This window comes from Micromonospora musae (genome assembly GCF_003626635.1).
Taxonomy (GTDB): domain Bacteria; phylum Actinomycetota; class Actinomycetes; order Mycobacteriales; family Micromonosporaceae; genus Micromonospora; species Micromonospora musae.
Genome location: NZ_RAZT01000008.1, coordinates 337,443 through 363,608 on the forward strand (window position 1 = coordinate 337,443; position 26,166 = coordinate 363,608).

The window sequence follows — 26,166 nt, forward strand, 5'->3', positions numbered from 1 at the left end:
CCCGGCCGCGGAGCCGGCGCGGCGCAACGGACGCCGACCGGCCGATCCGACGATGCCCGGCGCGACGACCGCGCGCGACGAGCCGCCGCGGCCGCCCGAGGCGGCGGTGACCGACCTGCCCGGAGACCCCTGGGACCGGAGGGTGGCCGGCGGCCTGGCGTTCCTGCGCCGGCGGCTCTCCGGCGACTACGAGGTCGACGAGTTCGGCTTCGACCCGGACCTGACCGAGCGGGTCCTGCATCCGCTGGTGCGGGTGCTCTACCGGGACTGGTTCCGCACCGAGGTGACCGGGATCGAGAACGTCCCAGCCGACGGCGCGGGCCTGGTGGTGGGGAACCACTCCGGGACGGTCGCGCTGGACGCGTTGATCCTCGCGACCGCCCTGCACGACCGGCATCCCGGGCACCGGTTCCTCCGCCTGCTCGGCGCCGACCTGGTGTTCCGGATGCCCGTCGTCTCCGAGCTGGCGCGCAAGTCGGGCGGCACAGTGGCCTGCAACCCGGATGCCGAACGGCTGCTCGCCACGGGTGAGCTCGTCGGCGTCTTCCCCGAGGGCTTCAAGGGCATCGGCAAGCTCTACGCCGACCGGTACAAGCTGCAACGCTTCGGCCGGGGCGGCTTCGTCTCGGCCGCGCTGCGGACCGGAACGCCGATCGTGCCGGTGGCGATCGTCGGCGGCGAGGAGATCTATCCGATGCTCGCCGACATCAAGCCGCTGGCCCGGCTGCTGAAGCTGCCCTACTTCCCGGTCACGCCGACCTTCCCCTGGCTCGGCCCGCTGGGCATGATCCCGTTGCCGAGCAAGTGGCTGATCGAGTTCTGCCCGCCGATCCCGACGGCGCACCTGACCGATTCCGCCGACGACCCGCTGGTGGTCTTCAACCTCGCCGACCAGGTGCGGGAGACCATTCAGCAGACCCTGCACAAGCTGCTCGAACGCCGTCCGGACCCGTTCGGTCCGTGAGCGCCCGTCGCCCCGGGACGGCGACCTCCGTCAGCCCGGGCGGCGGCGACGGTGCAGGGCCAGCCCGGCGCTGACGGCACCGACCAGGGCGCCGGCCACGGCGGTGGACGGTACGGCGATCTTGACGGCTCGGCGGCCGGTACGGAAGTCGCACACCTCCCAGCCGTGCTCCCGGGCGCGGCGCAGCAGCGCACCGTCCGGGTTCACCGCGACCGGCCGGCCGACGGTGGAGAGCAGCGGCAGGTCGTTGGCGGAGTCGCTGTAGGCGGCGCAGCGGGTGAGGTCGAGCCCCTCCACCGCGGCGAGCTGCGTCACCGCCTCGGCCTTCGCCGGCCCGTGCATCAGGTCGCCGGCCAGGCGGCCGGTGTAGGCGCCGTCGACCACCTCGGCGACCGTGCCGATCGCGCCGGTCAACCCCAGCCGGGACGCGATGACCCGCCCGATCTCCACCGGCGCGGCGCTCACCAGCCAGACCCGCTCCCCGGCGTCGAGGTGCCGCTGGGCGAGCTGCCGGGTGCCCACCCAGATGCGCGGGGCCATCATCTCGTCGAAGATCTCCTGGGCGAGCCGCTCCATGTCGTCCACCCGCCAGCCCTCGATGAAGGCGAGCGCGGCGTCCCTGGCCTGCGACATGTCGCCGGCGTGCTCCCGGGCGAGGAGCCGGAACCGGAGCTGCTGCCAGGCGAAGCGGGCCAGGTCGGTGGTGGTGAAGTAGTTGCGGGCGGCGAGCCCACGGGCGAACCAGTAGATCGAGGCGCCCTGCATCATCGTGTTGTCGACGTCGAAGAAGGCCGCTGCGGCCGGATCCGGTGCGGACGGCGGCGGGGCCGGCTCGGCCTCCGCCCAGCCGGCGGTGTGACCGTGGACGTCGGTGCTGACCGTCACCCTGCGGGTGCGCGCCACACGACCTCCCTCCCTGGACCGGTGAGCCTCCAGCGAGCGTAGCCGGACCGGGGACGGCGGGTGGAGTTCTGGCGTTGCCCGCCGCTCAGCGGTCGGCGGGGCAGGTGTCGGGCGCCGGGCCGAGGCTGTCGCTGGCCACCGGTGCGGGCAGGCCGCAGCCGAGCGCCGCACGCAGTGCGTCGGAGCGTTCCCGAACCGTGTCGAGCAGCTCCAGCGACTCGCGGGTGCGCTCCCGGTCGGTCCGGCCGGCGCCGTCGAGCAGGTCGCCGACCGCGCGCCGCTGCCCGGTCACGAACGTGTTGACCGCGTCCAGGCTCGCCGTGTCGGCGCGCTGCACGGCGGCGGCGGTCAGCAGGCGTACGCCCTGGCGGGTGTCGGCGTCCATGTCGTCGAGCACGCTGCTGAAGCCGACGTGGTCGCCGCGCAGCTCGGCGGACTCGCCGAGCCGGGTGCGGGCGAAGTCGAGGAAGAGCTGACCCCGGCTGATGTCGGAGCTGGCCAGGGCGAGCTGGGCCCGCTCGGTCCCGCGCTTCATGCCGTACAGCGCGTCGCCCGGCATCGCGTTCTCGCTGGCGGCCGAGATGCCGGAGACGGCGATCGCGCCGGCCGCCACGCCGATCAGGATGGCGCCGCGGGCGCGCGCCCGGCGGGCCGTGACCGCCGGCAGCAAGGAGTTCCGGGTGCCGACCGTGGCGCGCTCGCTGCCCGGCTGGGCCTTTGCGGCGGCCGGTGTGCCGAGCCCCTCGCGCTCGGCGGTGGCCAGCAGCATGGCGCGCAGGCCGGTACGGAACTCCGGATCCACCTCGACCTTGGGCCGCTCGGCGACGATGCGCTGCCCGACCGCCACGAGTGGGGCGAGCTCGTCGTCGACCCGGGACCGGACATGATGCCTGCGGGCGCCGTTCGCCTCGTCGAGAAGCTGGGCGAAGCGCTCGGCGCGCCGGCGGGAGAAGAGGATGTTGTCCACCGCGGGCACCTCCTCTCGCTGGTCACGGCCGGTCGGCCGCCGTATGGCCGACGACCGGCGGCGACGTGACACCGCGAGATGAGGTCGTGGGCAGGATGTGCCCGCCGACCTCCGGGGCCCGGGGGGATACCGGGGCAACCACCGGTCGCACCCGGAGAAACGGAGCGCGCCGGGCACGGGTTACGGGCCCGGCGGGGCGGAAATCACGGAAAGTGATGGGGATCACCTCGTGAAAAAGCCTCTGAGCTGCACGATCGAAGATCGTGCAGCAATGCCCCGGTAACGACTACGGCTGGAAGCCGTCGGGCAGCAGGCGGGCCAGGGCGCGTACGGCGCGGTACTGCAACGCCTTGATCGCACCCTCGTTCTTGCCCATCGCGCGAGCCGTCTCCGCCACCGAGAAGCCCTGGAGGAAGCGGAGCACGATGCACTCCTGCTGCTCCGGGTTGAGCTGCTTGACCGCGCTGAGCAGGGCGACGTTCGTGATGTGTTCCACCACCGCCGCCTCCGGGCTGCCCTCCGGGCCGCGGTCCTCGCGGTCGGCGTCGAGCACGTCGCCGGTGGTGACCTCCAGCCGGTAACGGCCGGACTTGAAGTGGTCGGCGACCAGGTTGCGCGCGATGGTGACGAGCCAGGCGCCCAGGTCGCGGCCCTGCCAGGTGAAGCTGCCGATCCGCTTGAGGGCGCGCAGGAAGGTGTCGGAGGTCAGGTCCTCGGCGAGCTGCCGGTTGCCGACCCGGAAGTAGACGAAGCGGAAGACCGTGTCGACGTACCTGTCGTAGATCAGGCCGAACGCCTCGGACTCGCCGGCCTGCGCCCGCTCGACCAGCCCCCACACCTCGGTCGCCGGATCGGACGGGTCGGGGCGGCTCGGAAAGCCGGTGGTGCTGCCGGTGCCGGAGGGCGCGGCCGCGGCCGGCACGGCGGGCAGCACGGCCGTCTCGCCCGCAGACGGGTCGGCCACCGCGGGGGCGTCCTCGACGCGGCGGCTCGGCATGGCGCGCTGGGGTGGCGCCACGACCCGGCCGCCGGGCTGCTTGGCGTTCCCGCCGGGCACGGTCGGGCGGGCCGGCGGCTCGTTGTGCGGCCGGTTACGCAGCCGTTTGGCGGTGCCCTCGCCCTGGACGGCGAGTGCGGCGCCGTCGTCGTGGCCGCCCGTTCTCGCGGCGGTGCGCTCGTTGACGGCGCTCCGGGGGGTCGGGCCGGTCAGGCCGACCGGGCGTTCCGTGTAGCCGAAGGTGCTCATCGCCCGGCCCCCGTCCCGCCGGCCAGCGGCCGTGCCGGTCGCACCGCTCGGCCACCGGTGGTCAAGCCACCGGAGGGCACGGCGGTTCCGGGGTGTGCCGGCGGGCGGCAGTTCCCCTTGAGGTGCTGGTCCAATGCGCTGACGGGCACGGGGGCCTCCTCGGGCTGAGGGGTGTCGACTCACGGCAAATGGGGTGAGCCGACCCGAGTGATGATAGGGGCCAACGTCACCCGCGCGTGGCAAGTCCGTTACACAGGGCCGAAGTATTTCCCGCCGTGTCGCACCGATGGCGGACCGGTTGTCCGTCGTGTGCGGTTGACTTTGGCCGGTCCCGGTGGTCCGGAGTGGATGCCCTGGTCAGCGGGGTCGTGCCGGGCGTCGGTCGGGCGTGTCGGCCGGCTGGCTGACAGGCCGCGGACGGAATCGTGGCGCCATGTCGCACTGTCCCATCGATGAGACACGATTGGATCACCCTCGGCACAACAATCTGTCCCGTGAACGGGACCGGCACTGCCGACGATGGAATCCGGGCGCGCGCGTGCGGGGCATGGCCGCCCGTCGGCCGCTGTGCGAGACTCAGCCACCGTGCAGGACGCAGGAATCGGAACGGCCCCGAACCTCGCCGACCGGGTACGCCGGGCGGCCCTCACCCACGGCGACCGGCCCGCGTTGCACTGGCGGGACCGGACGCTCAGCTGGTCCGAACTGGACGCCTCGGTGACCGCGGTGGCCCGCGCGCTCGCCACCACGACCACACCGGACCCGGACGGGCGGCCGGCGCGGGTCGCCGTCGCCCTGCCCAACACGCCGGACTTCGCGACCAGCTACCTGGGCGTCCTGCGCGCCGGGCTCGTCGCGGTACCCGTCAACGCCGACTTCACCGCGCGGGAGCTGCGGCACGTGCTCGCCGACTCCGGCGCAGCGGTGCTCATCGCCACCGAGCGGGTCCGTGACCTCGTCGCCCCGTACGCCGCGGAGCTGCCGGCGCTCACCGCGGTGCACACCCGCCCGCCGGCCGACAGCGGCGAGCAGACCGTCGACCTTCCGGTCCGCGGCGCAGACGATCTCGCCGTACTGCTCTACACCTCCGGCACCGAGGGACGCCCCAAGGGCGCGATGCTGTCGCACGGCGCGCTCGCGGCCAACCTCGAACAGGTGAGCCGCATCGAGCCACCGGTGGTCGGGCCGGAGGACACCGTGCTGCTGGCGCTGCCGCTCTTCCACGCGTACGGGCTCAACTCGGGGCTCGGCGCGGTGATCCGGCACGGCGCGACAGGTGTGCTCGTCGACGACCTCGGCTCCGACATGGCGCTCGCCGCGGTCGCCCGGCACCGGGTCACCGTGCTGGTCGGCGTACCGTCGATGGTGCTGGCCTGGTCCATGGCGGACAGCGACGCGCTCACCGCGGCGATGGCCTCGGTCCGGCTGGTGGTCTGCGGCGCGGCGCCGCTGGAGCCGGCCGTGGCGGCCCGGTTCACCGCCGTCGCCGGCCGCCCGGTGCACGTCGGGTACGGCCTCACCGAGACCGCCCCGGTGCTCACCTCCACCCTGGTCGGTCGGGACCCCAAGGCCCGCTCGATCGGCCGGCCGCTGCCCGGCGTCGAGCTGCGCCTGGTCGGCGCCGACGGCACCGATCTGTGGCACGACGGGACGGCCGCGCCGGACGACGACCCCGACGGGCCGGACCTCTCCGACGCGGCACCGGGCACCGACCCCGGCCAGATCGTCGTCCGGGGCCCGAACCTCTTCTCCGGCTACTGGCCGGACGGGCGGGGCGGCCCGGATACGGCGGGCTGGTGGCCCACCGGCGACATCGCGTACGCCGACGAGGACGGTGACCTCTTCCTGGTCGACCGGCTCGGCGAGCTGATCCTGGTGAACGGCTTCAACGTCTACCCGCACGAGGTGGAGTCGGTGCTCGACGGGCACCCGGGGGTGGCCGAGTCGGCGGTACTGGGTGTGCCGCACCCGCGGACGGGCGAGACTGTCCGGGCGTACGTGGTGCGGGCACCCGGTGACCCGGTGACCGCGGTGGAGCTGCAGGGCCACTGCGCCCGGAACCTGGCCCGGTTCAAGTGCCCGACCGGCATCGAGTTCGTCGACGCCCTGCCGCACTCGGTGATCGGTAAGGTCCGTAAGACGCAGCTTCGCTCGGCGGCCACCACGCCCGCCCCGGTGCCGTCCCCGGCGGCGCCGGCCGACGACCTGTCGGTTCCGGCCGACCCGCGCACGGAGGTGCCCGATGTCCAGTGACGCCCGGCTCACCCTGATCACCCGGCCCGACTGCCACCTCTGCGAGGAGGCGCGCGCCGCGCTGGGGCGGGTGGTCGCGGTCACCGGGGACCGGTGGATCGAGTGGGACGTGACGACCGACGTGGAGCTGGAGCGCGACTACGGCGACCGGCTGCCGGTGGTGCTGCTCGACGGCAAGGAGCACGGCTACTGGCGGGTGGAGGAGGAGCGGCTGCTCCGGGATCTCACCACCCCCCAGCTCTGACCGCCGCCGGGTAGCCTTCGGCGACATGACCCCTGCACGTCCCCACCTGGTCTGGGACTGGAACGGCACCCTCCTCAACGACCTCAGCCTCGTGATCGACGCCACCAACGTCGTGTTCGCCAGCGTCGGAGGCCCGTCCGTGACCACCGACCAGCACCGGGTGCGGTTCCGCCGGCCGGTCGCCGAGTACTACGCCGACGTGCTCGGCCAGGCCGTCGACGAGGAGGAGTTCGGCCGGCTGGACCGGATCTTCCACGAGGCGTACCGCAGCGGCCTCACCACCTGCGAGCTGGCCGCCGACGCGCGGACCGCGATGCAGGCGTGGCCCGGCGGCCAGTCGCTGCTCTCCATGTGGTTCCACGAGGAGCTGGTGCCGACGGTGCACCGCTTCGGGCTGACCGGGAACTTCCTGCGGGTGGACGGGCTGCGCGGCGGGACCGGCGGCGACCGGAAGGCGGAGTCGCTCCAGAAGCACCTCGCCGAGCTGGGCGTCGACGGGCCCTCGGCGGTGCTGATCGGTGACTCGATCGACGACGCGGACGCCGCCTCGGCGGTGCGCGGTCGCGCCGTGCTCTACACCGGCGGTTTCACCGACCCGGCCCGGCTGCGCGCCTCCGGCCACCCGGTGGCCGACACGCTGACCGAGGCCGTGCGGCTCGCCCGGTCCCTGTTCTGACGGTCAGTTGCGCAGGTAGGCCAGCACCGCCAGGACGCGGCGGTGCTGCTCGGTGTCGGGTGGGAGGTTGAGCTTGGTGAAGATGTTGCGCACGTGCTTCTCCACCGCTCCGTCGCTCACCACCAGGGCGCGCGCGATCGCCGTGTTGGAACGCCCCTCGGCCATCAGCGCGAGCACCTCCCGCTCACGCGGGGTCAGCTCGCTCAGCGGGTCGTCGCGGCGGCGCCGGGCGAAGAGCTGACCGACGACCTCCGGGTCGAGCACCGTGCCGCCGGCGGCGACCCGCCGCAGCCCGTCCAGGAACTCGTCGATCGCGGCGACCCGGTCCTTCAGCAGGTAGCCGATCCCGCCGCCGCCGGCACCGCCGGTGGTGGCGAGCAGATCGTCGGCGTACGACACCTCGACGTACTGGGAGAGGACCAGGACGGGGCTGCGCGGCACCAGTTGGCGGGCCTGCACCGCCGCCCGCAGCCCCTCGTCGGTGTGCGTCGGCGGCATCCGCACGTCGACGATCGACACGTCCGGCCGGTGCGCCACCACCGCCTCGACCAGGGCGTCGCCGTCACCGACGACGGCCACCACCTCGTGCCCGCTCTCGGTCAGCAGCCGCACCAGCCCCTCGCGGAGCAGTACGGCATCGTCGGCGATCACCACGCGCATGGTGGTGTTGTCTATCACGTCGGCGCTCACAGCGGCAGTTCGGCGCGGATCTCGGTGGGGCCGCCGGACGGGCTGATCACGGTCAGTTCGCCGCCCGCGGCCCGGACCCGGTCGGCGATGCCGGCCAACCCGTGCCCCTTCGCCGCGTGCGCCCCGCCCTGGCCGTCGTCGCCCACGCTCACCGTGAGCCGGCGGTCCGCCCGCTCGACGCTCACCTGGCACTCGGTCGCCCGGCTGTGCTTCGCCACGTTGGTGAGCGCCTCGGCCACCACGAAGTACGCCGTGTTCTCCAGCGCCGGGTCGAGCCGGCCGCCCTGGGTGCCGAGCTCCGGGTCGACCCGCAGCTCGATGGGGATCAGCCCGCGCCCGGCGAGCGCGGCCAGCGCGCTCGGCAGGCCGCGGTCGACCAGGATCGGCGGCGCGATGCCCCGGGAGAGGGCACGCAGCTCGGCCAGCGTGTCCCGGGTCTGCGCGACGGCCTCGTCCAGGGTCCGCCCGGCCGCCTCCGGGTCGGAGGCGAGCTGCTGCCGGGCCCGGCTGAGGTCCATCGCCAACCGGACCAGCCGCTGCTGAGGGCCGTCGTGGATGTCCCGCTCGAGCCGGCGCAGGGCGGTCGCCTCGGCGGAGGCCGCGGCCCGCTTCTGCTCCTCCAGCACGATGATCCGGTCCCGCATCTCGGCCACCCCGGTGAGCATCGCCCGGGAGAAGCTGGCCTGCAGCAGGGCGCAGCCACGGACCACGATCGGCAGGGTGATCAGGAAGAAGACGCCGATCGCGGTGTAGAGGCCGACCCGGGTGGCGGTGGTGCCGCCCAGCCCGAGCAGGTCGGCCAGGTCGGTCTCGTCCGGCGGGTGGGGCAGCGCCCAGTCGTACGCCCAGTAGAGCGTTCCCCCGACGGCCCCGGCCCACCAGACCACGGTCACCACGAAGGTGCCCACCGCGACGATCAGCTTGAAGATGCCGTGCGACAGGTCGAGCCAGGACTGGGCGTCGGCGATCGGCACGAAGATCCGTCGCCAGGCGCTCGCGCCCGGCTCGGCCGCCCGGTAGTGGGGGCGTATCCGGGGCTGGTGCAGCACGGACGGCAACCGGAGCCGTTCGATGTCGGCCAGGCCCCGGGCGGCGTAGAGGGTTCCCGCCAGGACGGGCAGGCCGATCACCGTCACCATCAGGCCGATGCCGAGCGCCGTGCCGGCCAGCAGCACGACGAAGCTGGCCAGCGCCAACGGGAAGCCGAGCAGCACGTAGCCGGAGTCGTGCAGCAGTTGGCGGGTGACGGTCGGCGCCAGCTTCGACTGGTTGGCGGTGACAGTGACGGTGGTCATGTCAAAAGGCTAGGCAGTCCGGGGTCCGGGGCCCATCCCGCAGCCCGTCCTCTGCGCCGTAGGGCTGGCCCTACCTCCGGTTTCTCCACCGGTTGTGGTCGCGCTTTCGGCCGGAAAATAGCGGATCGCACCGATCGAAAAGGCGATTGGAGGCCGCCCACGGCGCGGGATTGGTCAGAGAAGTCGGGATTGAGCAATAATCTCCGTGCGGTGCCGGCGGATACCGCCGGATCGATCTTGCGGAATGGAGGGCCAGGTGGAGCCGCGTCGCGAGCTGACAAGATCGCGATTTGTGCACCTCTTCACAAGCGCCTACTCTGTGATTTCGACGCGCCCCGCTAGCACAGCCGGCACCCTCGGTCGCCAGCGGGAGTCCCGAAGCGGCCGACCGCCGGAGTTGGCCGAGGATCGCACCGCACGGAGTCTCATGAGTCAGCACCGTCACCCTGGCGCGCCCGGTAGCGCCGGTGCCGTACCGGCGCTCCCCGACCTGCCCGAGGCGACCGTCGCGCGGCTCCCGGAGTACCTCCGCGCCCTGCACAACCTCGCCGACGCCGGCCACGAGACCGTCTCCAGCGAGGGCCTCGCCGCCGCTGCCGGCGTCAACTCCGCCAAGCTCCGCAAGGACCTCTCCCACCTCGGCTCGTACGGCACCCGCGGGGTGGGCTACGACGTGGCGCTGCTCATCGAGCAGATCGAGTCCGTGCTCGGGCTCACCCAACGTCGGGCGGTCGCCCTCGTCGGCGTGGGTAATCTCGGTCACGCCCTGGCGGGCTACGACGGGTTCGCCAGCCGTGGCTTCCGGATCGCCGCGCTCTTCGACGCGGACCCGGCACGAGTGGGCGAGGAGATAAACGGCCTGGTAGTGCAGCATGTCGACGAGCTGCCCCGGGTCGCCGCCGAGGAGTCCATAGCGATAGGCGTGATCGCCACACCGGCCGCCGCCGCCCAGCCGGTGGCCGACCAACTGGTCGCGGTCGGCGTGACCAGCATTCTCAACTTCGCGCCCTGCGTACTCTCGGTTCCGGAGGGCGTCGACGTACGCAAGGTCGACCTCGCCATCGAGCTGCAGATCCTGTCGTTCCACGAGCACCGCAAGGCGTCGTTGACCGCGCTGCCCGCCACCGGTGGGTCCGCCCTCACCGCTCTGCCGGGTGGGCTCGCGGCCAACGACTCCCAGGAGGCGATCGGTACGTGAAACTCCTCGTCGTCGGCGCGTCCTACCGGACCGCCCCGGTCGCCACCCTGGAGCGGCTCGCCGTGCCGCCCGCCGAGTTCACCCGCATCCTGGACCGGCTGGTCGCCCAGCCGTACGTGAGCGAGGCGGTGCTGGTCTCCACCTGTAACCGGGTGGAGGTCTACGCCGCCGTGTCCGGTTTCCACGGCGGTCTCGGTGACATCTGCGCTGTCCTCGCCGAGCAGGCCGACTGCTCGCCGACGGCGCTCGCCAACCACCTCTACGTGCACTACGACGCCGCCGCCGTGAACCACGTCTTCCGGGTCGCCACCGGGCTGGACTCGATGGTCGTCGGCGAGGCGCAGATCCTGGGTCAGCTCCGGGACGCGTACCACTGGGGCACCGACGCCGACTCGGCCGGCCGCCTCCTGCACGAGCTGATGCAGCAGGCGCTGCGGGTGGGCAAGCGCGCGCACGCCGAGACCGGGATCGACCGCGCCGGGCAGAGCGTGGTGACCGCCGCGCTGGAGCTGGCCGCCACTCATCTCGACGGCGACCTCGCCGGCCGTCCCGCCCTGGTGGTCGGGGCCGGCGCGATGGGCTCGCTGGGGGTGGCGACCCTCGCCCGGCTCGGCGCCGGGCCGCTGAGCGTCACCAACCGGGGGGCCGACCGCGCCGTCCGGCTGGCCGAGTCGTACGGCGCGACGGCCGTCCCGATGGCCGAGCTGACCGCCGCACTCTCCACAGTGGATATCGTAGTGGCCGCCACCGCGGCCATCGAACCGGTCCTCACCCGGTCGGTGGTGGCCCGGGCGCTGGCCGACCGGGACCCCGCCCGAGGGCCGCTGGTCCTGCTCGACCTGGCTGTGCCGCGCGACGTGGCGGCCGGGGTGGCCGAACTCCCCGGCGTCGAGGTGATCGACATCGAGCGGATGGCCGCCCTGCTCGCCGAGGGGCCGGCGGCCGGTGACGCCGCCGCCGTGGAGCAGATCGTCACCACCGAGGTCGAGAGCTTCCTCAACTGGCTGCGCGGCGCGGACGTCGCGCCCACCGTCGCCGCCCTGCGCGGGCGGGCCGACGACGTGGTCGGCGCGGAGCTGCGCCGGCTGGCCCAGCGGCGACCGGACTTCACCGACGACCAGCGCGCCGAGGTGGCCCGGACGGTGCACCGGGTGGTGCAGCGGCTGCTGCACCAGCCGACCGTGCGCGTCCGCCAGCTGGCCGCGGAGCCCGGTGGCGACCAGTACGCCGCCCTGCTCCGTGAGCTGTTCGACCTCGAGGTGCCGCAGACCTCTCCGGTCGACACCGTTCCCGAGGTCATGGAGACCGACCCCGCCCCGTCCTCCGGAGGTGAAGGATGAGCACCCCCCTGCGCCTCGGCACCCGGGGCAGCGCCCTGGCGATGGCCCAGTCCGGCCACGTCGCCGAGGCGATCACCGCGGCCACCGGCCGTCCGGTCGAGCTGGTCGAGGTGGTCACCGCCGGCGACCGCTCGCAGGCGCCGGTGCACCGACTCGGTGTCGGCGTCTTCGTCTCCGCGCTGCGGGACGCGCTCGTCGCGCGCACCATCGACTTCGCGGTGCACTCGTACAAGGACCTGCCCACCGCGCCCGCCCCCGGGCTGCACATCGCGGCGGTGCCGCCCCGGGAGGACCCGCGCGACGCGCTGGTCGCCCGGGACGGCCGCACGCTCGCCGAGCTGCCGCCGGGAGCCACGGTCGGCACCGGTGCGCTGCGTCGCATCGCCCAGCTGCACGCGCTGGGGATGCAGCTGGACGTCACCCCGATCCGGGGCAACGTCGACACCCGACTGGGACGCGTACTCGGCCCGGACGCCGACCTCGACGCGGTCGTCCTGGCCCGGGCCGGGCTCAGCCGGATCGGACGGGCCGGCGAGATCACCGAGTCGCTCGACCCGATGCTGATGCTGCCCGCGCCCGCCCAGGGCGCGCTGGCGGTGGAGTGCCGGGCCGACGACCTCGACCTGATCGAGCTGCTCGCCGTACTGGACCACGCGCCGTCCCGCGCCGCGATCACCGCGGAGCGGGCGCTGCTGGCCACCCTGGAGGCCGGGTGCAGCGCACCCGTCGCCGCCTACGCCGAACTCGCCGAGGGCGACGTCGGTGAGGAGATCTACCTGCGCGGGGCGGTGATCAGCCCGGACGGCACCCGCGAGATCCGGCTGTCCCGCACCGGAACGCCCGCCGATGCGGCGGAGATCGGCAAAGCGCTCGCTGCCGAACTCCTCGACCTCGGCGCCGACACGATCCTCGGCCAAGAAGGACACACCGGCCCGGGGACCCAGCAAATTGGGAGCACAGAATGACCCGCACCCGTAAGCCCGTGGGCCGCATCGCGTTCGTCGGGGCCGGCCCCGGCGACCCGGGCCTGCTGACCCGCCGGGCGCACGATGCCCTGGTCGACGCCGACCAGGTGGTGTACGACCGGGGAGTACCCGAGTCGCTGCTCGCCTCCGTACGCGCCGAGGCGCGGGCGGACGCGGAGTTCACCCCGGCGGAAGGCGCGCCGGGAGACGTGGCGAAGGTACTCATCTCCGCGGCCCGCGCCGGGCAGAACGCGGTCCACCTGGTCGCCGGTGACCCGTTCGGGCACGACTCGGTGGTCAAGGAGGTGCAGGCCGTCGCCCGTACCGCCGCCCACTTCGAGGTGGTGCCCGGTGTGGGGCAGGCCGAGGGCGTCGCCACCTACGCGGGCGTGCCGCTGCCGGGCGTACGCACGGCGGCCGACGTCGAGGACGTCAGCGCGCTGGACTTCGAGGCGCTGGCCGCCGCGGTGACCCGCGGCTCGCTCGCGCTCGCCGTGGACGCGGGCGACCTCTCCGCCGTCCGGGACGGTCTGCTCTCCGTGGGGGTGGACGGCACCACGGCGGTCGGCGTGACCGGGGACGGCACCGGCGAGACGCAGTACACGACCACCTCGACGGTGGACAGCTTCGTCGCCGCCGCGCTCGGCTTCACCGGCCGGGTGGTGCTCACCCTCGGTGAGGGCGTCGGCGAGCGGGACAAGCTCAGCTGGTGGGAGAACCGGCCGCTGTACGGCTGGAAGGTGCTCGTGCCGCGTACCAAGGAGCAGGCCGGTGTGATGAGCGCCCGGCTGCGCGCGTACGGGGCCATCCCGTGCGAGGTGCCGACCATCGCGGTCGAGCCTCCGCGTACCCCGGCGCAGATGGAGCGGGCGGTCAAGGGCCTGGTCGACGGCCGGTACGCCTGGGTGATCTTCACTTCGGTGAACGCCGTCCGCGCGGTCTGGGAGAAGTTCGCCGAGCACGGCCTCGACGCCCGCCACTTCGGCGGCGTGAAGATCGCCTGTATCGGCGAGGCGACCGCGGAGGCCGTGCGCGCGTTCGGTATCCAGCCGGAGCTGATTCCCTCCGAGGAGCAGTCCTCCGAGGGCCTGCTGGCCGAGTTCTCGCCGCACGACGAGGTGCTCGACCCGGTCGGCCGGGTGCTGCTGCCGCGCGCCGACATCGCCACCGAGACGCTCGCCGCCGGGCTCACCGAGCGCGGCTGGGAGGTCGACGACGTGACCGCGTACCGGACGGTCCGGGCGGCGCCGCCGCCGGCCGAGATCCGCGACGCGATCAAGTCGGGCGGCTTCGACGCGGTGCTCTTCACCTCGTCCTCGACCGTGCGGAACCTGGTCGGTATCGCCGGAAAGCCGCACGCGCGTACCGTGGTGGCCGTCATCGGCCCGAAGACGGCGGAGACCGCGACGGAGTTCGGCCTGCGGGTCGACGTCCAGCCGCAGCACGCCTCGGTGCCCGATCTGGTGGAGGCGCTCGCCGCCTACGCCGTCGAGCTGCGGGAGAAGCTCGCCGCCATGCCGGCCAAGCAGCGCCGCGGCTCGAAGGTGCAGGGCCCGACCGCGCTGAGGTTCCGGTAACCGTCAGGAGTTGATCGTGTCGTACCCCGAGATCCGGCCCCGCCGCCTCCGCCGCACCGCCGCGATGCGGCGGCTGGTCGCCGAGACCCGCGTCGACCCGGCCGAGCTGGTCCTGCCGATGTTCGTGAAGGAGGGGCTGACCGCCCCCCGCGAGATCAGCTCGCTTCCGGGAGTGCTCCAGCACTCCCGGGACTCGCTGCGGAAGGCCGCGGTCGAGGCGGTTCAGGCCGGGGTCGGCGGGATCATGCTCTTCGGGGTGCCGGAGCAGCGCGACCCGTCCGGCTCCGGTGGTCTCGACCCGAACGGCATCCTCAACGTGGCGATCCGGGACGTGATCGCCGAGGTCGGCGACGCCACCGTGGTGATGGGCGACCTCTGCCTGGACGAGTTCACCTCGCACGGGCACTGCGGCCTGCTCGGCCCCGACGGCGAGGTGGACAACGACGCCACGCTGGCGGCGTACGCCGAGATGGCGCTCGCCCAGGCGGACGCCGGGGTCCATGTGGTGGGGCCGTCCGGGATGATGGACGGCCAGGTCGGGGTGATCCGGCGGGCGCTCGACGCCGCCGGTCACCAGGAGGTGACGGTGCTGGCGTACGCCGCCAAGTACGCGTCGGCCTTCTACGGCCCGTTCCGCGAGGCCGTCGAGTCGGCGCTGGAGGGCGACCGCCGTACCTACCAGCAGGATCCGGCGAACCTCCGGGAGTCGCTGCGCGAGGTGGCGCTCGACGTCGCGGAGGGCGCCGACATGGTGATGGTGAAGCCGGCGCTGCCGTACCTCGACGTCGTCTCGGCGGTACGCGCGGCGGTCGACGTGCCGGTCGCCGCCTACCAGGTCTCCGGCGAGTACGCGATGGTCGAAGCGGCCGCCGCGAACGGCTGGATCAACCGGGAGGGCGTGATGCTGGAGACGCTCACGTCGATCCGTCGGGCCGGCGCCCAGATCATCCTCACCTACTGGGCCGTCGAGGCCGCCCGGCTGCTCCGCGAACGTTACTGACGCGCGGGCGCTTGCGTCGCTTTCCGGCCGGCGCGTGGCTCCAGCGCCACCTGCCGAGCCGGGACGCGCCGGGCCCAGGCGTGTCCCTGGACATAACGGAGCGTAATGCCCTGCCCTCCGCCCCGTACCTTCAGCGGATCCTTTGCTCTGCACCCCTATATGCACCAGTTGCTCTGCGTGAGTGGCGCGTATAGGGGTGCAGAGCAAAGGCGGCGAAGTGGTGTACCTCCGGGTCCCCGGCCTCGGCGAGAAAGCCCTGGTCAAGGCGGCGAATCCTCAGGTTTGGGAGTTGGGCGCGACTCGCCGGCCCACCCGGGATGTAACTGTCGGTGATATTCGCCCCGCCCGCTTGTTCGCTACACAGCGTTAGCGTGCCGTGTCGAGCCGCTACCGGGGACGGGCCCGGAGAGGAGACAGCACCAGTGCGGGGAGTTGTCCACAGGACCCGGCGTTGTCCACAGGCGTCGCTGGCGGGATTGCGGGATACGGCGCCGACCGGGACGGTTGGGGGATGAGCGATGCCGCGACGGAACCCACGGGGGAGACGGGCGACGCCGCCGCGCCCTGGCCGGTGGTCGGCATCGTGCGGGCGGCCCGCCGTCGCGCCGACCTGAGCCAGCGCGAGCTGGCGCGCCGGGCGGGCGTGCACCACGCGACCGTGGGGCGGATCGAGGCCGAACGGCTCGTGCCGAGCATCGAACTGCTCTGCCGCATCATCGACGTCGCGGGTCACCGGCTCGTCGTCGTCAACGAGTCCGGCCGGGTGCTGAGGCCGATGCGGGACTGGGCGGACACCCGCGACGGGGCGGAACGGCGCTACCCCTCGCACCTGGACGCGATCCTCGACCCGGAGCCGGGGGAGTGGTGGGCGGACATCTACGGGCTGGCGCGACCGCCCGAGACGTTCTACCGCGACCGGGACGTCCGGGACGCCATGCGGCGGCGGAGCCAGTGGGAGGTGCGGGTGGCGAAGTACCGCAACGTTCCACCACCGCCACGCCTCATCAGGTACGGGTGAAGGCAGCCCCGTCGGCTCAGCGCGACGCGTCGAGGCGGTGCACCAGCTCGCCCACGTCGACGCTGTATTCGCACCAGTCCCGGTCGGGCCGGTAGCCCAGCTCGGCGTTGACCTTCAACATCGCCTCGTTGGCCTGGGCGTTCCAGGTCTGCACCTCGGTCAGCTCCGGCGCGGCCGAACGCAGCTCCAAGAGCATCCGCGCCTTGATCGCCCGGTCGATCCCGTAGCCCCGGTGATCCTGCGCGACGATGGTGTCGTACTGGTCGGCGCGGGTCGGATGCTGCGCCGGCACCACCACCTCTGTGAGGCCGGCCACCTCGCCGGTCTGCTCGTGCAGGGCCAGCACGATGTACGGCCGCATGCCCCGCCGGTGCAGGCAGTCCAGGCTGTCGCGGAGCCGCTGCGCATCGTACGAGCTGGGACGCAACTCCCCGTCCTCGATGTCGCGCACCTCGGCCTTCGCCCGCGCGTACGCCTCGATCAGCTCGTCCGGCGGCCCGTCCGGATGGAACTCGAGGTGGTAACCGGCGCCCACCCCACCGGCCATCCCGGTCAGGTCCGCCCAGTCCACCGTGGAGAGGTCAAGCACGCTGCGGGTCTCGACGTACTCCCGGACGAAGCCGAGGGACTCGTAGAAGCCGACGGCGGGGGTGTCACCGACCACCTCGACACCGATCGAGGAGAAGCCCTCCTGGTAGACCCGGTGTCCGGCGACGCGGACCAGTTCCCGGCCGAGGCCGGTGCGCCGCACGGACGGGTGCACCAGCACCTCCAGCACCCCGATGTCGCCGAGCAGCAGCACGTGCACCTGGCCCAGGATGTCGCCGGGCGACCCGTCGCCCCTCGGCTCCGCGTGCGCGACCCAGGAGATCCGCCGCTGACCCGGCATCACCTCGGTGAGGTACTCCCGCAGGGAACTCCGCTGCCACGGTGGATCCTGCGGCAGGTCGGCTGCGAGGACCGCGTTCAGCGTGTCCAGCAGCGACGAGATCTCGGCAGACGACGCGGTCCGGGCGTCCCACTCGCGCACCATCACCCGTCTAGCTTGCCGCTAACGACAGCTCGGGGGAAGTGTCCAGTTCTCCAAATGTATGCAGACGATCACTTCACGTACGGCTGGCCTGTCCGTACTGATTTGCGGTGTCGAAGACCTTCTGTACGTACGGGCGCACATCGTTGTACGAAAGGATCGCGTTCCACCAGTCGGTCGGGATGCTCAGATTGCGGCTGGCGCGGCACAGGTAGTTGCCGGCGGCGAGGGCGGCGTCGTCGATGTCGTGCGGGTCCACCACGCCGTTGTTGTCGGCGTCGACGCCCACGTCCTTCCAGGTCGTCGGGATGAACTGCATCGGCCCGATCGCATGGTCGTAGGTGGTGTCCTTGTCCAGCTGCCCCCGGTCGGTGTCGACGATGCGCATCCGGTCGCCCTGCCCGTCCAACGGCAGGCCGATGATCTCCGGCATGGCCCGCCCGTCCGGGCCGAGGCTGGCGCCGTTGGCCTTCCCGTGTGAGGACTCGACGAACCCGATGGCGGCCAGCGTGGTCCAGTTCAGCGCGCAGCTGCGGTTGGTCTGGGCGAGCACCAGCTCGGCGTAGCCGTACGCCTCCATGGCGACCTGCGGGATCCCGACCTTCGGACCGACCTGCTTGGCCCAGTCGGCCAGCGCGTCCGCCGGGCGTCCCCCGACCGCCGGGGCGGTCGGCGCGCCGGAAGTGGCGGTGGTGGGCGGCGGGCTGCCGGGCAGGCCGGGCTGCCCGGACGGCGACATCCCGGGGATCGGGGCGTCGGCCTCGGCGGTGGCGTCGGCCGCGACCGGACGCGGCGCGCGTACCGTCGCCGGCACGATCAGCGCCCCGGCGGTGGCCGTCACCGCCACCAGCAGGAGCAGGAACAACCCCGGCAGGGTGAGCCGGCCGCTCGGCCGCCGGGACCAGGCCCGGGTCGCCCGGGCGGCGGCGGTCGCGGCCCGGCGGGGACGCAGGCGTACGGCGTGCGCGAACGGCACCCGGTGCCGGCTGGAGCGCGCGGCGACCGGAGCCCCCACCTTCGTGGCCGCGTCGACCGTCCCGGCCGCGCCCTCCGGCTTCGGTTCGGTACCCGGCCGATCGTCGGCCGTCGCGTCGCCCGCGGCCTTCGGCCCAGAGCCGGTCTTCGGCGTGGCGTCCGGCTTCGGCTCGGCGTCGGTTGTCGCCGGGGCGCCCGCTGCCGTCAGCTCGGGCCCGGTCTTCGTCGTGGCGTCCGGCTTCGGGCCGGCGTCGGCTGTCGCCGGGGCGCCCGCGGCCGTCGGCTCGGGCTCGGTCCCCGATGTGCCGTCCGGCTTCGGGTCGGCGTCGGCCTTCGGGAGGGCGTCCGGTGCCGGTTGGGCGGTCTCCGGCGTGCCCTCCGGCTTCGGGTCGGCGTCGGCCGCCGGCTCGTCGGCCTTCGCGGCGGAGCTCGCCGGCTGGGCGGAGCTGCCCGTCGTGGGCGCGTCGGAGGCGGCCGCCGGCTGGGATTCTGCGTCGCCGGTCGGCGCGGGTTCGGCCGGAGTGTCGGATCTCAGCCAGGGACGCCGGGGGCGAGGCACCTGCCGGGGTGTCTGGTCGGGTGCCGCGCCGGACTCGGCGATCGCCCCGTCGAGCGGCGCGGCCGGTCGCAGGGGCCGAAGGGTCGAACTGTCCTCGCCGTCCACCCGTCGAGTATCACCCATCCCTCGCGACACGTCAGGCCCCCACGTACGCTGAATGCATGCCACGGTACGACTTCCGCTGCCGCGCGTGCGGCGCGACCTTCGAGGTCAACCGCCCGATGGTGCAGGCCAGCGAGCCGGCCGCGTGCCCCCAGGGCCATCTGGACACTGTGAAGCTGCTCTCCACCGTCGCGGTCACCGGCCGTGGCGGCGCCTCCGGTGGCGCCCCGGCGCCCGCCGGTGGCGGCTGCTGCGGTGGCGCCTGCGGTTGCTGAGCGAGCACGACCCGCTCCTACGGCTGCTGTTCCTGCTGCTCCCGGCGGGCGGCCTGCACCCCGGCCTGGAACCGGGTACGGGCGCCGAGTGAGGCCATCAGCGCCGCGATGTGTCGCTGTGCGGTGCGGTAGCCGACGCCGAGCTGGCGCGCGATCGCCTCGTCGGTGAGGCCTGAGAGCAGAAGCGCGACGAGCCTTCGGTGCTCGACCGTGCGTCGGGGGCTCGGCGGTGCGGCCGGAGACGGCCGCAGGGGCAGGGCGGAGCGCCACAGCCCCTCGAAGAGGTGCACCAGGGCGTCGAGGAGCGCACAGGGCCGCAGCAGCACGGCGCTCTCCCGCTCGTCGAGCGGGCGGCGGATGAGCAGGCCGTACCGGCCGTCGGCCAGGTAGAGCTTGACCGGCAGGGTCGGCAACACCCGGGCCTGCTGGCCGGCGGTGATGAGTTGTTCGAGCCCGCGCAGGGCGCCCGGCTGCTCGAGCGACGAGCGCTCGTAGATGGTGCGGGAGCGTACCCCCCGGCGGAGCAGCTCGACCCCGCCGCTCGTCGTGCCGGACCCGTCGAGGTACGGGGGCTTGTCCAGGCAGAGGATCTCCGTTTCGGCGGTACGCCGGAGGCGGACGAGGCGCTCCAGCACCGCCTCGCGCCCGCTCACCACTTCGAGCACGGCGGTCGAGTCGGTCAGGTCGGAGTGCGCGCGGTGGACCGCGGCCAGCCCGTGCAGGTGCTTGCGGGCGGCCCGCAACCGCGCCTCGTACGCCCGGATCGGCGCGTCGAGGGCGACCTCGGGGTCGACGGCGGTGTAGGTCGGCGGATCGCTCTCCGTGGCCCGGACGAGCCCGGCGGCGGTGAGTGCCTCGAGCGCGTCGCGCAGCGGCTCGCGGCGGATCCAGGACCGGTCGAGCTCGGCCGCCGTGGCGCCGGGCTCCGCGACGACCAGCTCGTACGCCGCCGACTCGACAGCGTTCAGGCCGGCCGCGGCGAGGTCGCCCTCCGGAAGCGCCGGCACCGTCACGTCAGGTCGACCGAGGTGGTGATCCATTCGCGACGGATCGCCTGGTAGCCGGCCTGGAACCGGCTGGCCGCCCCGAGCCGCCGCAGCATCGCGCTGATCCGGCGGCGCACGGTGCGTTCGGTGCAGCCCTGCGCGGCGGCGATCGCGGCGTCGGTCAGCCCGGCGGCGAGCAGCGGAAGCAGCTCCCCCTCGGCCGGCGACGGCGCGTCCCCGACCTCCACGAGCTGGGGGTGACCGTCGCGTACCCGCAGCGGGACGCCCTGGTCCCAGGCCAGCTCGAAGAGCGCGCCGAGCACCTCGGTGAGCGCCGGGTCACGGACGAGCATGGCCGACTCGACGTTCCCGGTCCGGACCGGGAGCAGCGCCAGCGGATGGTCACTGAGCACCAGTTTGGTCGGCACGGTGGAGACGCGGATCTCCTCGCCCACGGAGAGCCCGCGCGCGAAGTCGGCGAGCCGGTCGGGGTCGTCGAGGCCCCGCCGGTCGTAGATCACGCGGTAGCGGATGCCCTGGCGGAGCAGCCCCGGCTCGACGGGGTCGGTCAGCGGTGGGCCGTCCACGTAGGGCGGTGCGTCGAAGACGCACACCTCGTGCCGGGCGCTGAGCTGGACGTCGGCGAACGCCTGCTTGATCGCCTGCTTGCCGTGCAGGAGTTCGGCGAGGTTCCCCGCGTCCTGCGGGCGCCGGCCGGCGCGGAACACGGCCGCCAGCCGGGCGCGGCGGGCCCGGGCGCGGGTGAGGGCGCGCTCGCCCGCGAGCGCCAGCGGGTCGGCCAGCTCGTCCGGCGCGACCGCCTGGAACCGCGCCGGGGCGCCGGGCAGTCGCAGCGCCAGCCCCAGCTCCTCGAGCCGGGCGAGCAGCGACCTCGCCTGCCCTCGCCACGGCTGGTCCGCGGCGAACCGGTCGAGTGCGTCGAGGGGGACGGCGGGGCGTTCGAGCAACCACTCGTAGAGCGCCTGCTCGGCCGCCGTGACCCCCAAGATCCGCAGCACCCGTTCATCGTGCGGCAACCCCGGGTTGATGTCCATCCTGTTCCCGCCGGTGGCGTGAACCGGACGGCGCAACGACCTTCTGTCGCATCGGCAGTGGTGGCATCGTCGGCAGGCGCGCTCGCCAGGAAATCTGTGCCGGTGCCGGACGCGCTCGCGACCATGGTCGATCGGCTCAGCCGGCGGGCGCGGTCGTGAGTCGACTCACCGGAGGAGAGTGCGGAGCGTGCCACCCGAAGCAACACCCCTGAACCTCACGAGGCGGCGCGCGTTGCCGCCCGAACCGGTGCCTCCGTGCGCCGGCCCGGTGACCGCCGGGCTGCGGCCGGGCGGTGCCCGATGAGCGCCGCGCGGGCCGCCCGGCGGGCGCGATGGTCCCAGCTCGTCGGCCTAGTCGCGGCGCTCGGCCTGGTGGCCGGCGTGATGACCGTGGCCGACGGTGCGGGCCGGCCCGCCGTGGCGGCGCCGGAGAAGATCCAGCCGGAGCTGCGGGCCAGCATGAAGACGCTGCCGGCGCAGCCCTTCTGGGTACGCCTGGACGCCCGCGCCGACCTCTCCGCGGCGTCGGCGGTGAAGGACTGGAACGAGCGCGGTACGGCGGTCGTCGACGCGCTGCGGAAGACCGCCGAGAAGAGCCAGGCGGACGTCGTCCGCCGGCTGAAGGCGGAGGGCGTGGAATACCACACCTTCTACGCCTCGAACACCGTCTACGTCGCCCAGGGAACCCTGGACCTGGCCGAGGCCCTCGCCGAGGAGACCGAGGTCAGCGCGATCCAGGTGCACCGCACGTACGAGCTGCCGGAGCCGTTGCAGGCCCAGCAGGTCGCCGACGTCGACTCGGTGGAGTGGGGCGTGCACGCGATCGGCGCCGACCGGGTGTGGGCGGACGGCACGCGCGGCGAGGGCATCGTCGTGGGCAGCATCGACAGTGGCGTGCAGTTCGACCACCCCGCCCTGGTGAAGTCGTACCGGGGCAACCTGGGCGAGGCGGGCTTCTCGCACGACCACAACTGGTACGACCCGGCCCAGGTCTGCGGGTCGCCGTCGCTCGCGCCGTGCGACAACAACGACCACGGCACGCACACGATGGGCACGATGGTCGGCGACGGCGGGCCCGGCAACCACATCGGGGTCGCGCCCGGCGCCCGGTGGATCGCGGCGAAGGGCTGCGAGGAGCGGAGCTGCTCCGACTTCGCGCTGCTCGCCTCGGCGGAGTGGATGCTGGCGCCGACGGACCTGACCGGCCAGAACCCGCGGGCGGACCTGCGGCCGCACATCGTGAACAACTCGTGGGGCACCGACAACGGCGCCGCGAGCGACCCGTGGTTCGCCGACGTCGTCGCCGACTGGCGGGCCGCCGGCATCTTCCCGATGTTCTCCAACGGCAACGCGGGCGAGAACGGCTGCGACACCTCGGGCACCCCCGGGGACTACGCGTCCACGTACAGCGCCGGCGCGTTCGACGTCAACGGCAAGATCGGCTACTTCTCCAGCCGGGGACCGGGCGCGAACGGCATCACCAAGCCGAACATCGCCGCCCCCGGGGTCGACGTCCGCTCCAGCGTTCCGGGCGGCGGCTACGGCGTGCTCAGCGGCACGTCGATGGCGAGCCCGCACGTGGCCGGCGCGATCGCCCTGCTCTGGTCGGCCGCGCCGAACCTCATCGGTGACATCGACGAGACCACGACCGTGTTCGACCAGGTCGCCGTCGACGTCAACGACACCACCTGCGGCGGCACACCGAGCAACAACAACGTCTGGGGCCAGGGCAAGCTGGACGCGTACGCCGCGATCGCGGAGGCCCCGCGCGGCGAGACGGGCCGGTTGACCGGCACGGTCACCGACGCGGAGACCGGCGAGCCGATCAGCGGCGCCGAGGTCCGGATCAGCGGCTCGATCCACCGTACGGTCACCACCGGCGCCGACGGCGGCTACGCCGCGACGCTCTCGGCCGGCGAGTACGACGTCACCGCCGGCGCGTACGGCTACGGCGACGGCACCGCGTCGGTGACCGTCTCCGCCGACGCCACCGCCACCCGGGACGTCCGGCTCCAGCGCAGCGCCGAGGTCAAGGTCAGCGGAACGGTCACCGACGACTCAGGGCACGGCTGGCCGCTGTACGCCCGGATCAGCGCGCCCGGCCTGCCGGTCGGACCGTGGTTCACGAACCCGAGGACCGGCCGTTACGACCTGACCCTGCCGGCCGACTCGACGTACCACCTGAGCGTGACGCCGCTCTATCCGGGCTACCGGACCAGCGCGATCGACGTGCCGGTCGGCGAGGGTGCCGTGGTCCAGGACGTCCGGGCGGAGATCGACGAGACGGCGTGTCTGGCACCCGGCTACGCGTACCCACTGCGGGCGGAGTTCGAGGGCTGGACCGACCCGGCGAAGCGGGCGGGCTGGACGGTCGAGAACAACCTCGGCTCCGGGCCCGCCTGGCAGTTCGACACCCCCGGTGGTCTGGACAACGTCACCGGCGGCACCGCTGGCTTCGCCTCCGCCAACTCCTGGCACAACGACCTCGCGGCGGAGGACACCTACCTCGTCTCGCCGGTGGTCGACCTCTCGGAGCAGAGCGCGCCGCAACTCGCGTTCAAGACGCTCTACCTGGGTGAGGCCGGGACCGCGCGGGTGGGCATCGAGCTGAGCGTCGACGGCGGCTCGACCTGGACCAGCGTCTGGGAGAAGGGCATCGAGAACGCCGCTGGGCTGTTGAGCGTCCCGCTGCCGCAGGCCGCCGGCCAGGCACGGACCCGGCTGCGGTTCCACTACGCCGGTAGCGGCATCGCCCTCTGGCAGGTGGACGACGTCAGCGTCGGCACCTGCGTCCCGACCTCCGGCGGCCTAGTCACCGGGGTGGTGCGCGACGACAACACCGGTGCCCCGGTGAACGGTGCGAAGCTGGTCGACAAGGCGAGCCGGAGCGAACTCGCGGCCAGCGCCGCGACGCCGCTCGACCCGAACCTGCCGGACGGCTTCTACTGGCTCTTCGCCTCGCAGCCGAAGCCGACCTTCACGGTCAGCTACCCCCGGTACGCCACCGGCGAGGCGCGCGTCGCCGTGTCGCCGGATCGGGTCACCACGAAGGACTGGCGCCTGCGCGCCGGACACCTGAAGGTCGGTGGGACGAAGCTCGACGTCACCACGCGGCTCGGGAAGTCGGCCACCCGTACCCTCACCCTCACCAACGACGGCACCACTCCGGTGCACGTCAAGCTGGGCGAGCAGGTCGTCACCCCCACCGGCCCGGCCGGTCAACGGGTCGCCGAGCAGCCCGGCGCGCCGCTGCGGCGGGTGAAGGTGGATCCGCCGAGGACCGGTCCGCTGCCGAAGACGCCGGCCGGCCAGCCGGTCCAGCCGGCCGAGCCGGCCACCCCGGAGGAGGCGACGCCGGCCGTCGGGCCGTGGACCCGGATCGCCAACTACCCGACCCGGATCCTCTACAACGCCGCGGGCTACCACGCGGGCAAGCTCTACTCCGTTGGTGGCAGCACCACCGCGTTCCTGGAGGGGATGACCCGCGCCGGGTACGTCTACGACCCGGTGGCCCTCACCTGGAGCCCGATCGCCGACTCCCCGGAAGCGGTCGCGAACGGCGCCGGCGTCTTCCTCGACGACCGGATGTACCTCGTCGGGGGCACCAGCATGCAGGGCACGGTGCTCAAGACGGTCTACGTCTACGATCCCGCCGACGACTCCTGGGGACGGGCGGCGGACCTGCCGCAACCCGTCAGCGACGCCGCGATCGCGACGCTCGACGGGCGGCTCTACGTCGTCGGGGGCTGCGGTGAGTCCTGCCCGGCGCACGCCGCGACGGTCTACCGCTACGACCCGAGCCGGGACTCGTGGACCCGTCTCGCCGACTACCCGATCGGGGTGAACGCTCCCGGCTGCGCCGGGGTCGCCGGCCGGGTCGTCTGCGCCGGCGGGTACGACGGTGACAACGTGGTCGCGTCCACCTTCCTCTTCGACCCGGCCACCGGGGCCTGGAAGCGGGGCGCGGACGCGCCCTACGCCGTCTTCACCATGGGCGCCAGCGGCGCGTACGACAAGTTGCAGCTCTTCAGCGGCCTGCAGGACGGGTCCACGTTGACCAACGAGGCGATCGAGTACGACCCGGTCTCGGACAGCTGGGGTCACCTGCCCAACGTGAACCTTCCGACCTCCGACGCCGCCACGGCCTGCGGCGTCTACCGGGTCGGTGGCTCGGTGGGCCTGTGGAACCCGCAGCTCAGCGCCGAGATGCTGCCCGGGTACGACTACTGCGGCGGTACGGCGGACGTGCCGTGGCTCTCGGTGGACAGGCGGGAGTTCGACGTGGCGCCGGGCCGGTCGGTCCGGGTGACCGTCCGGGTCGACGGCGACGAGGTCACCCAGCCGGGGAAGCAGGCCGCGCGGCTGGTCGTGCTCACCGACTCGCCGTACCCGGCGGGCGACGTCGCGGTCACCGGGCACTTCGAGGCGCCGCCGAACTGGGCGACGCTGCGGGGCACGGTGACCGACGCCGGCACCGGTCACCCGGTGGCCGGTGCGACGGTGACGGTCTGCGGCGAGCACCGGGCCGCTCCGGCGGACCGTCCCGGGCAGCCGGGCTGCGGGCCGGTCAGCTACACGGCCGTGACCGACGCCGACGGCCGCTACGAGCTGCGGCTGGCGAAGAACCAGCAGGTCCAGGTCACCGTGGTCGCCCCGGGATACCAGCCGGCGACGACGGTGACGACGATCCGGGGGGCGAAGAACACCGTGAACGTCGCCCTGCGTACCGGCTGAGGACCGCCGCCCTTTCCCGGGCCAGCTTCGTCGGAACCGGTGACCCGGTCTCCGGCGGGGCTGGCCCGGCCCGTTCGTGGGCCGTCCCCCCGCGACCGGAACTCCATCGGAGCT

The 26,166-nt window shown here is 73.5% G+C and carries 21 protein-coding genes; 12 read left to right on the forward strand and 9 right to left on the reverse strand.

The window, feature by feature from the left end:
• Nucleotides 1-52 precede the first annotated feature (52 nt).
• Nucleotides 53-964, forward strand: coding sequence for a lysophospholipid acyltransferase family protein (locus D7044_RS18140; protein WP_120689652.1), 912 nt, complete (start codon nucleotides 53-55; stop codon nucleotides 962-964).
• A 30-nt stretch (nucleotides 965-994) separates the two neighbouring features.
• Here D7044_RS18140 and D7044_RS18145 read toward each other — a convergent pair whose 3' ends face one another.
• From D7044_RS18145 to D7044_RS18155, 3 genes are all read right to left on the reverse strand, one after another.
• The gene (locus D7044_RS18145; RefSeq protein WP_120689600.1) at nucleotides 995-1,867 is read right to left on the reverse strand and encodes an HAD family hydrolase; all 873 of its coding nucleotides are present in this window, start codon (nucleotides 1,865-1,867) and stop codon (nucleotides 995-997) included.
• Between the two features lie 85 nt (nucleotides 1,868-1,952).
• Nucleotides 1,953-2,843 (reverse strand): DUF5667 domain-containing protein, encoded by an 891-nt coding sequence (locus D7044_RS18150; RefSeq protein WP_411710988.1) that lies wholly within the window; start codon nucleotides 2,841-2,843, stop codon nucleotides 1,953-1,955.
• 277 nt (nucleotides 2,844-3,120) lie between these two features.
• Nucleotides 3,121-4,080, reverse strand: coding sequence for an ECF subfamily RNA polymerase sigma factor, BldN family (locus D7044_RS18155; RefSeq protein WP_120689602.1), 960 nt, complete (start codon nucleotides 4,078-4,080; stop codon nucleotides 3,121-3,123).
• Nucleotides 4,081-4,599: 519 nt separating this feature from the next.
• Between D7044_RS18155 and D7044_RS18160 the strand changes: the two genes are divergently transcribed.
• Genes D7044_RS18160 through D7044_RS18170 form a run of 3 tightly spaced genes read left to right on the forward strand, consistent with a single transcriptional unit; the run spans nucleotide 4,600 to nucleotide 7,253 of the window.
• Complete coding sequence (locus D7044_RS18160; protein ID WP_120689603.1) at nucleotides 4,600-6,333, forward strand: AMP-binding protein; 1,734 nt, start codon at nucleotides 4,600-4,602, stop codon at nucleotides 6,331-6,333.
• Nucleotides 6,323-6,577, forward strand: coding sequence for a glutaredoxin family protein (locus tag D7044_RS18165; protein WP_120680467.1), 255 nt, complete (start codon nucleotides 6,323-6,325; stop codon nucleotides 6,575-6,577). The genes D7044_RS18160 and D7044_RS18165 overlap by 11 nt, the downstream gene beginning before the upstream one ends.
• A 25-nt stretch (nucleotides 6,578-6,602) precedes the next feature.
• On the forward strand, nucleotides 6,603-7,253 hold the full coding sequence (locus D7044_RS18170) for an HAD family hydrolase (protein ID WP_120689604.1): 651 nt from the start codon (nucleotides 6,603-6,605) through the stop codon (nucleotides 7,251-7,253).
• Nucleotides 7,254-7,256: 3 nt separating this feature from the next.
• On the opposite strand, the gene D7044_RS18175 is transcribed toward D7044_RS18170, so the two are convergent.
• Both D7044_RS18175 and D7044_RS18180 read right to left on the reverse strand, forming a co-directional pair.
• Entirely contained in the window at nucleotides 7,257-7,913 is a 657-nt protein-coding gene (locus D7044_RS18175; protein ID WP_120680674.1) for a response regulator transcription factor, read from the reverse strand.
• 26 nt (nucleotides 7,914-7,939) lie between these two features.
• On the reverse strand, nucleotides 7,940-9,238 hold the full coding sequence (locus tag D7044_RS18180) for a sensor histidine kinase (RefSeq protein WP_120680471.1): 1,299 nt from the start codon (nucleotides 9,236-9,238) through the stop codon (nucleotides 7,940-7,942).
• A 427-nt stretch (nucleotides 9,239-9,665) separates the two neighbouring features.
• Here D7044_RS18180 and D7044_RS18185 point away from each other — a divergent pair, with 427 nt between their 5' ends.
• The 6 genes from D7044_RS18185 to D7044_RS18210 all read left to right on the forward strand — a co-directional run bounded on the left by D7044_RS18185 (nucleotide 9,666) and on the right by D7044_RS18210 (nucleotide 16,336).
• Nucleotides 9,666-10,436, forward strand: coding sequence for a redox-sensing transcriptional repressor Rex (locus D7044_RS18185; RefSeq protein ID WP_120680473.1), 771 nt, complete (start codon nucleotides 9,666-9,668; stop codon nucleotides 10,434-10,436).
• Entirely contained in the window at nucleotides 10,433-11,776 is a 1,344-nt protein-coding gene (locus tag D7044_RS18190) for a glutamyl-tRNA reductase (RefSeq protein WP_120680475.1), read from the forward strand. Before D7044_RS18185 ends, D7044_RS18190 begins: the two co-directional genes overlap by 4 nt.
• Nucleotides 11,773-12,741, forward strand: a complete 969-nt coding sequence (hemC, locus tag D7044_RS18195) for a hydroxymethylbilane synthase (RefSeq protein WP_120680477.1) — start codon at nucleotides 11,773-11,775, stop codon at nucleotides 12,739-12,741. The genes D7044_RS18190 and hemC overlap by 4 nt, the downstream gene beginning before the upstream one ends.
• Complete coding sequence (locus tag D7044_RS18200) at nucleotides 12,738-14,318, forward strand: bifunctional uroporphyrinogen-III C-methyltransferase/uroporphyrinogen-III synthase (RefSeq protein WP_120689605.1); 1,581 nt, start codon at nucleotides 12,738-12,740, stop codon at nucleotides 14,316-14,318. The genes hemC and D7044_RS18200 overlap by 4 nt, the downstream gene beginning before the upstream one ends.
• A 16-nt stretch (nucleotides 14,319-14,334) precedes the next feature.
• Nucleotides 14,335-15,318 carry a porphobilinogen synthase gene (gene hemB / locus D7044_RS18205; protein ID WP_120689653.1) on the forward strand — a complete coding sequence of 328 codons (984 nt, stop codon included), beginning with the start codon at nucleotides 14,335-14,337 and terminating at the stop codon, nucleotides 15,316-15,318.
• 511 nt (nucleotides 15,319-15,829) lie between these two features.
• Nucleotides 15,830-16,336: a helix-turn-helix transcriptional regulator gene (locus tag D7044_RS18210; RefSeq protein ID WP_120689606.1), complete on the forward strand. Its 507-nt coding sequence runs from the start codon at nucleotides 15,830-15,832 to the stop codon at nucleotides 16,334-16,336.
• A gap of 16 nt (nucleotides 16,337-16,352) precedes the next feature.
• Here the strand turns inward: D7044_RS18210 and D7044_RS18215 are convergent, their stop codons facing one another.
• The gene (locus D7044_RS18215; RefSeq protein WP_120680483.1) at nucleotides 16,353-17,369 is read right to left on the reverse strand and encodes a GNAT family N-acetyltransferase; all 1,017 of its coding nucleotides are present in this window, start codon (nucleotides 17,367-17,369) and stop codon (nucleotides 16,353-16,355) included.
• 73 nt (nucleotides 17,370-17,442) lie between these two features.
• A complete protein-coding gene (locus D7044_RS18220) occupies nucleotides 17,443-19,005 on the reverse strand; it encodes a lytic transglycosylase domain-containing protein (protein WP_233565024.1) in 1,563 nt (520 codons plus the stop codon).
• Nucleotides 19,006-19,061: 56 nt separating this feature from the next.
• Here D7044_RS18220 and D7044_RS18225 point away from each other — a divergent pair, with 56 nt between their 5' ends.
• Nucleotides 19,062-19,277 (forward strand): FmdB family zinc ribbon protein, encoded by a 216-nt coding sequence (locus tag D7044_RS18225; protein WP_120680487.1) that lies wholly within the window; start codon nucleotides 19,062-19,064, stop codon nucleotides 19,275-19,277.
• 17 nt (nucleotides 19,278-19,294) lie between these two features.
• On the opposite strand, the gene D7044_RS18230 is transcribed toward D7044_RS18225, so the two are convergent.
• Together D7044_RS18230 and D7044_RS18235 are read right to left on the reverse strand one after the other, a co-directional pair.
• On the reverse strand, nucleotides 19,295-20,290 hold the full coding sequence (locus D7044_RS18230; protein WP_158610016.1) for a helix-turn-helix transcriptional regulator: 996 nt from the start codon (nucleotides 20,288-20,290) through the stop codon (nucleotides 19,295-19,297).
• A complete protein-coding gene (locus D7044_RS18235) occupies nucleotides 20,287-21,282 on the reverse strand; it encodes a helix-turn-helix domain-containing protein (protein WP_147434683.1) in 996 nt (331 codons plus the stop codon). Before D7044_RS18235 ends, D7044_RS18230 begins: the two co-directional genes overlap by 4 nt.
• Nucleotides 21,283-21,618: 336 nt before the next feature.
• Between D7044_RS18235 and D7044_RS18240 the strand changes: the two genes are divergently transcribed.
• A complete protein-coding gene (locus D7044_RS18240; RefSeq protein ID WP_120689610.1) occupies nucleotides 21,619-26,052 on the forward strand; it encodes a S8 family serine peptidase in 4,434 nt (1,477 codons plus the stop codon).
• Nucleotides 26,053-26,166: the final 114 nt, after the last annotated feature.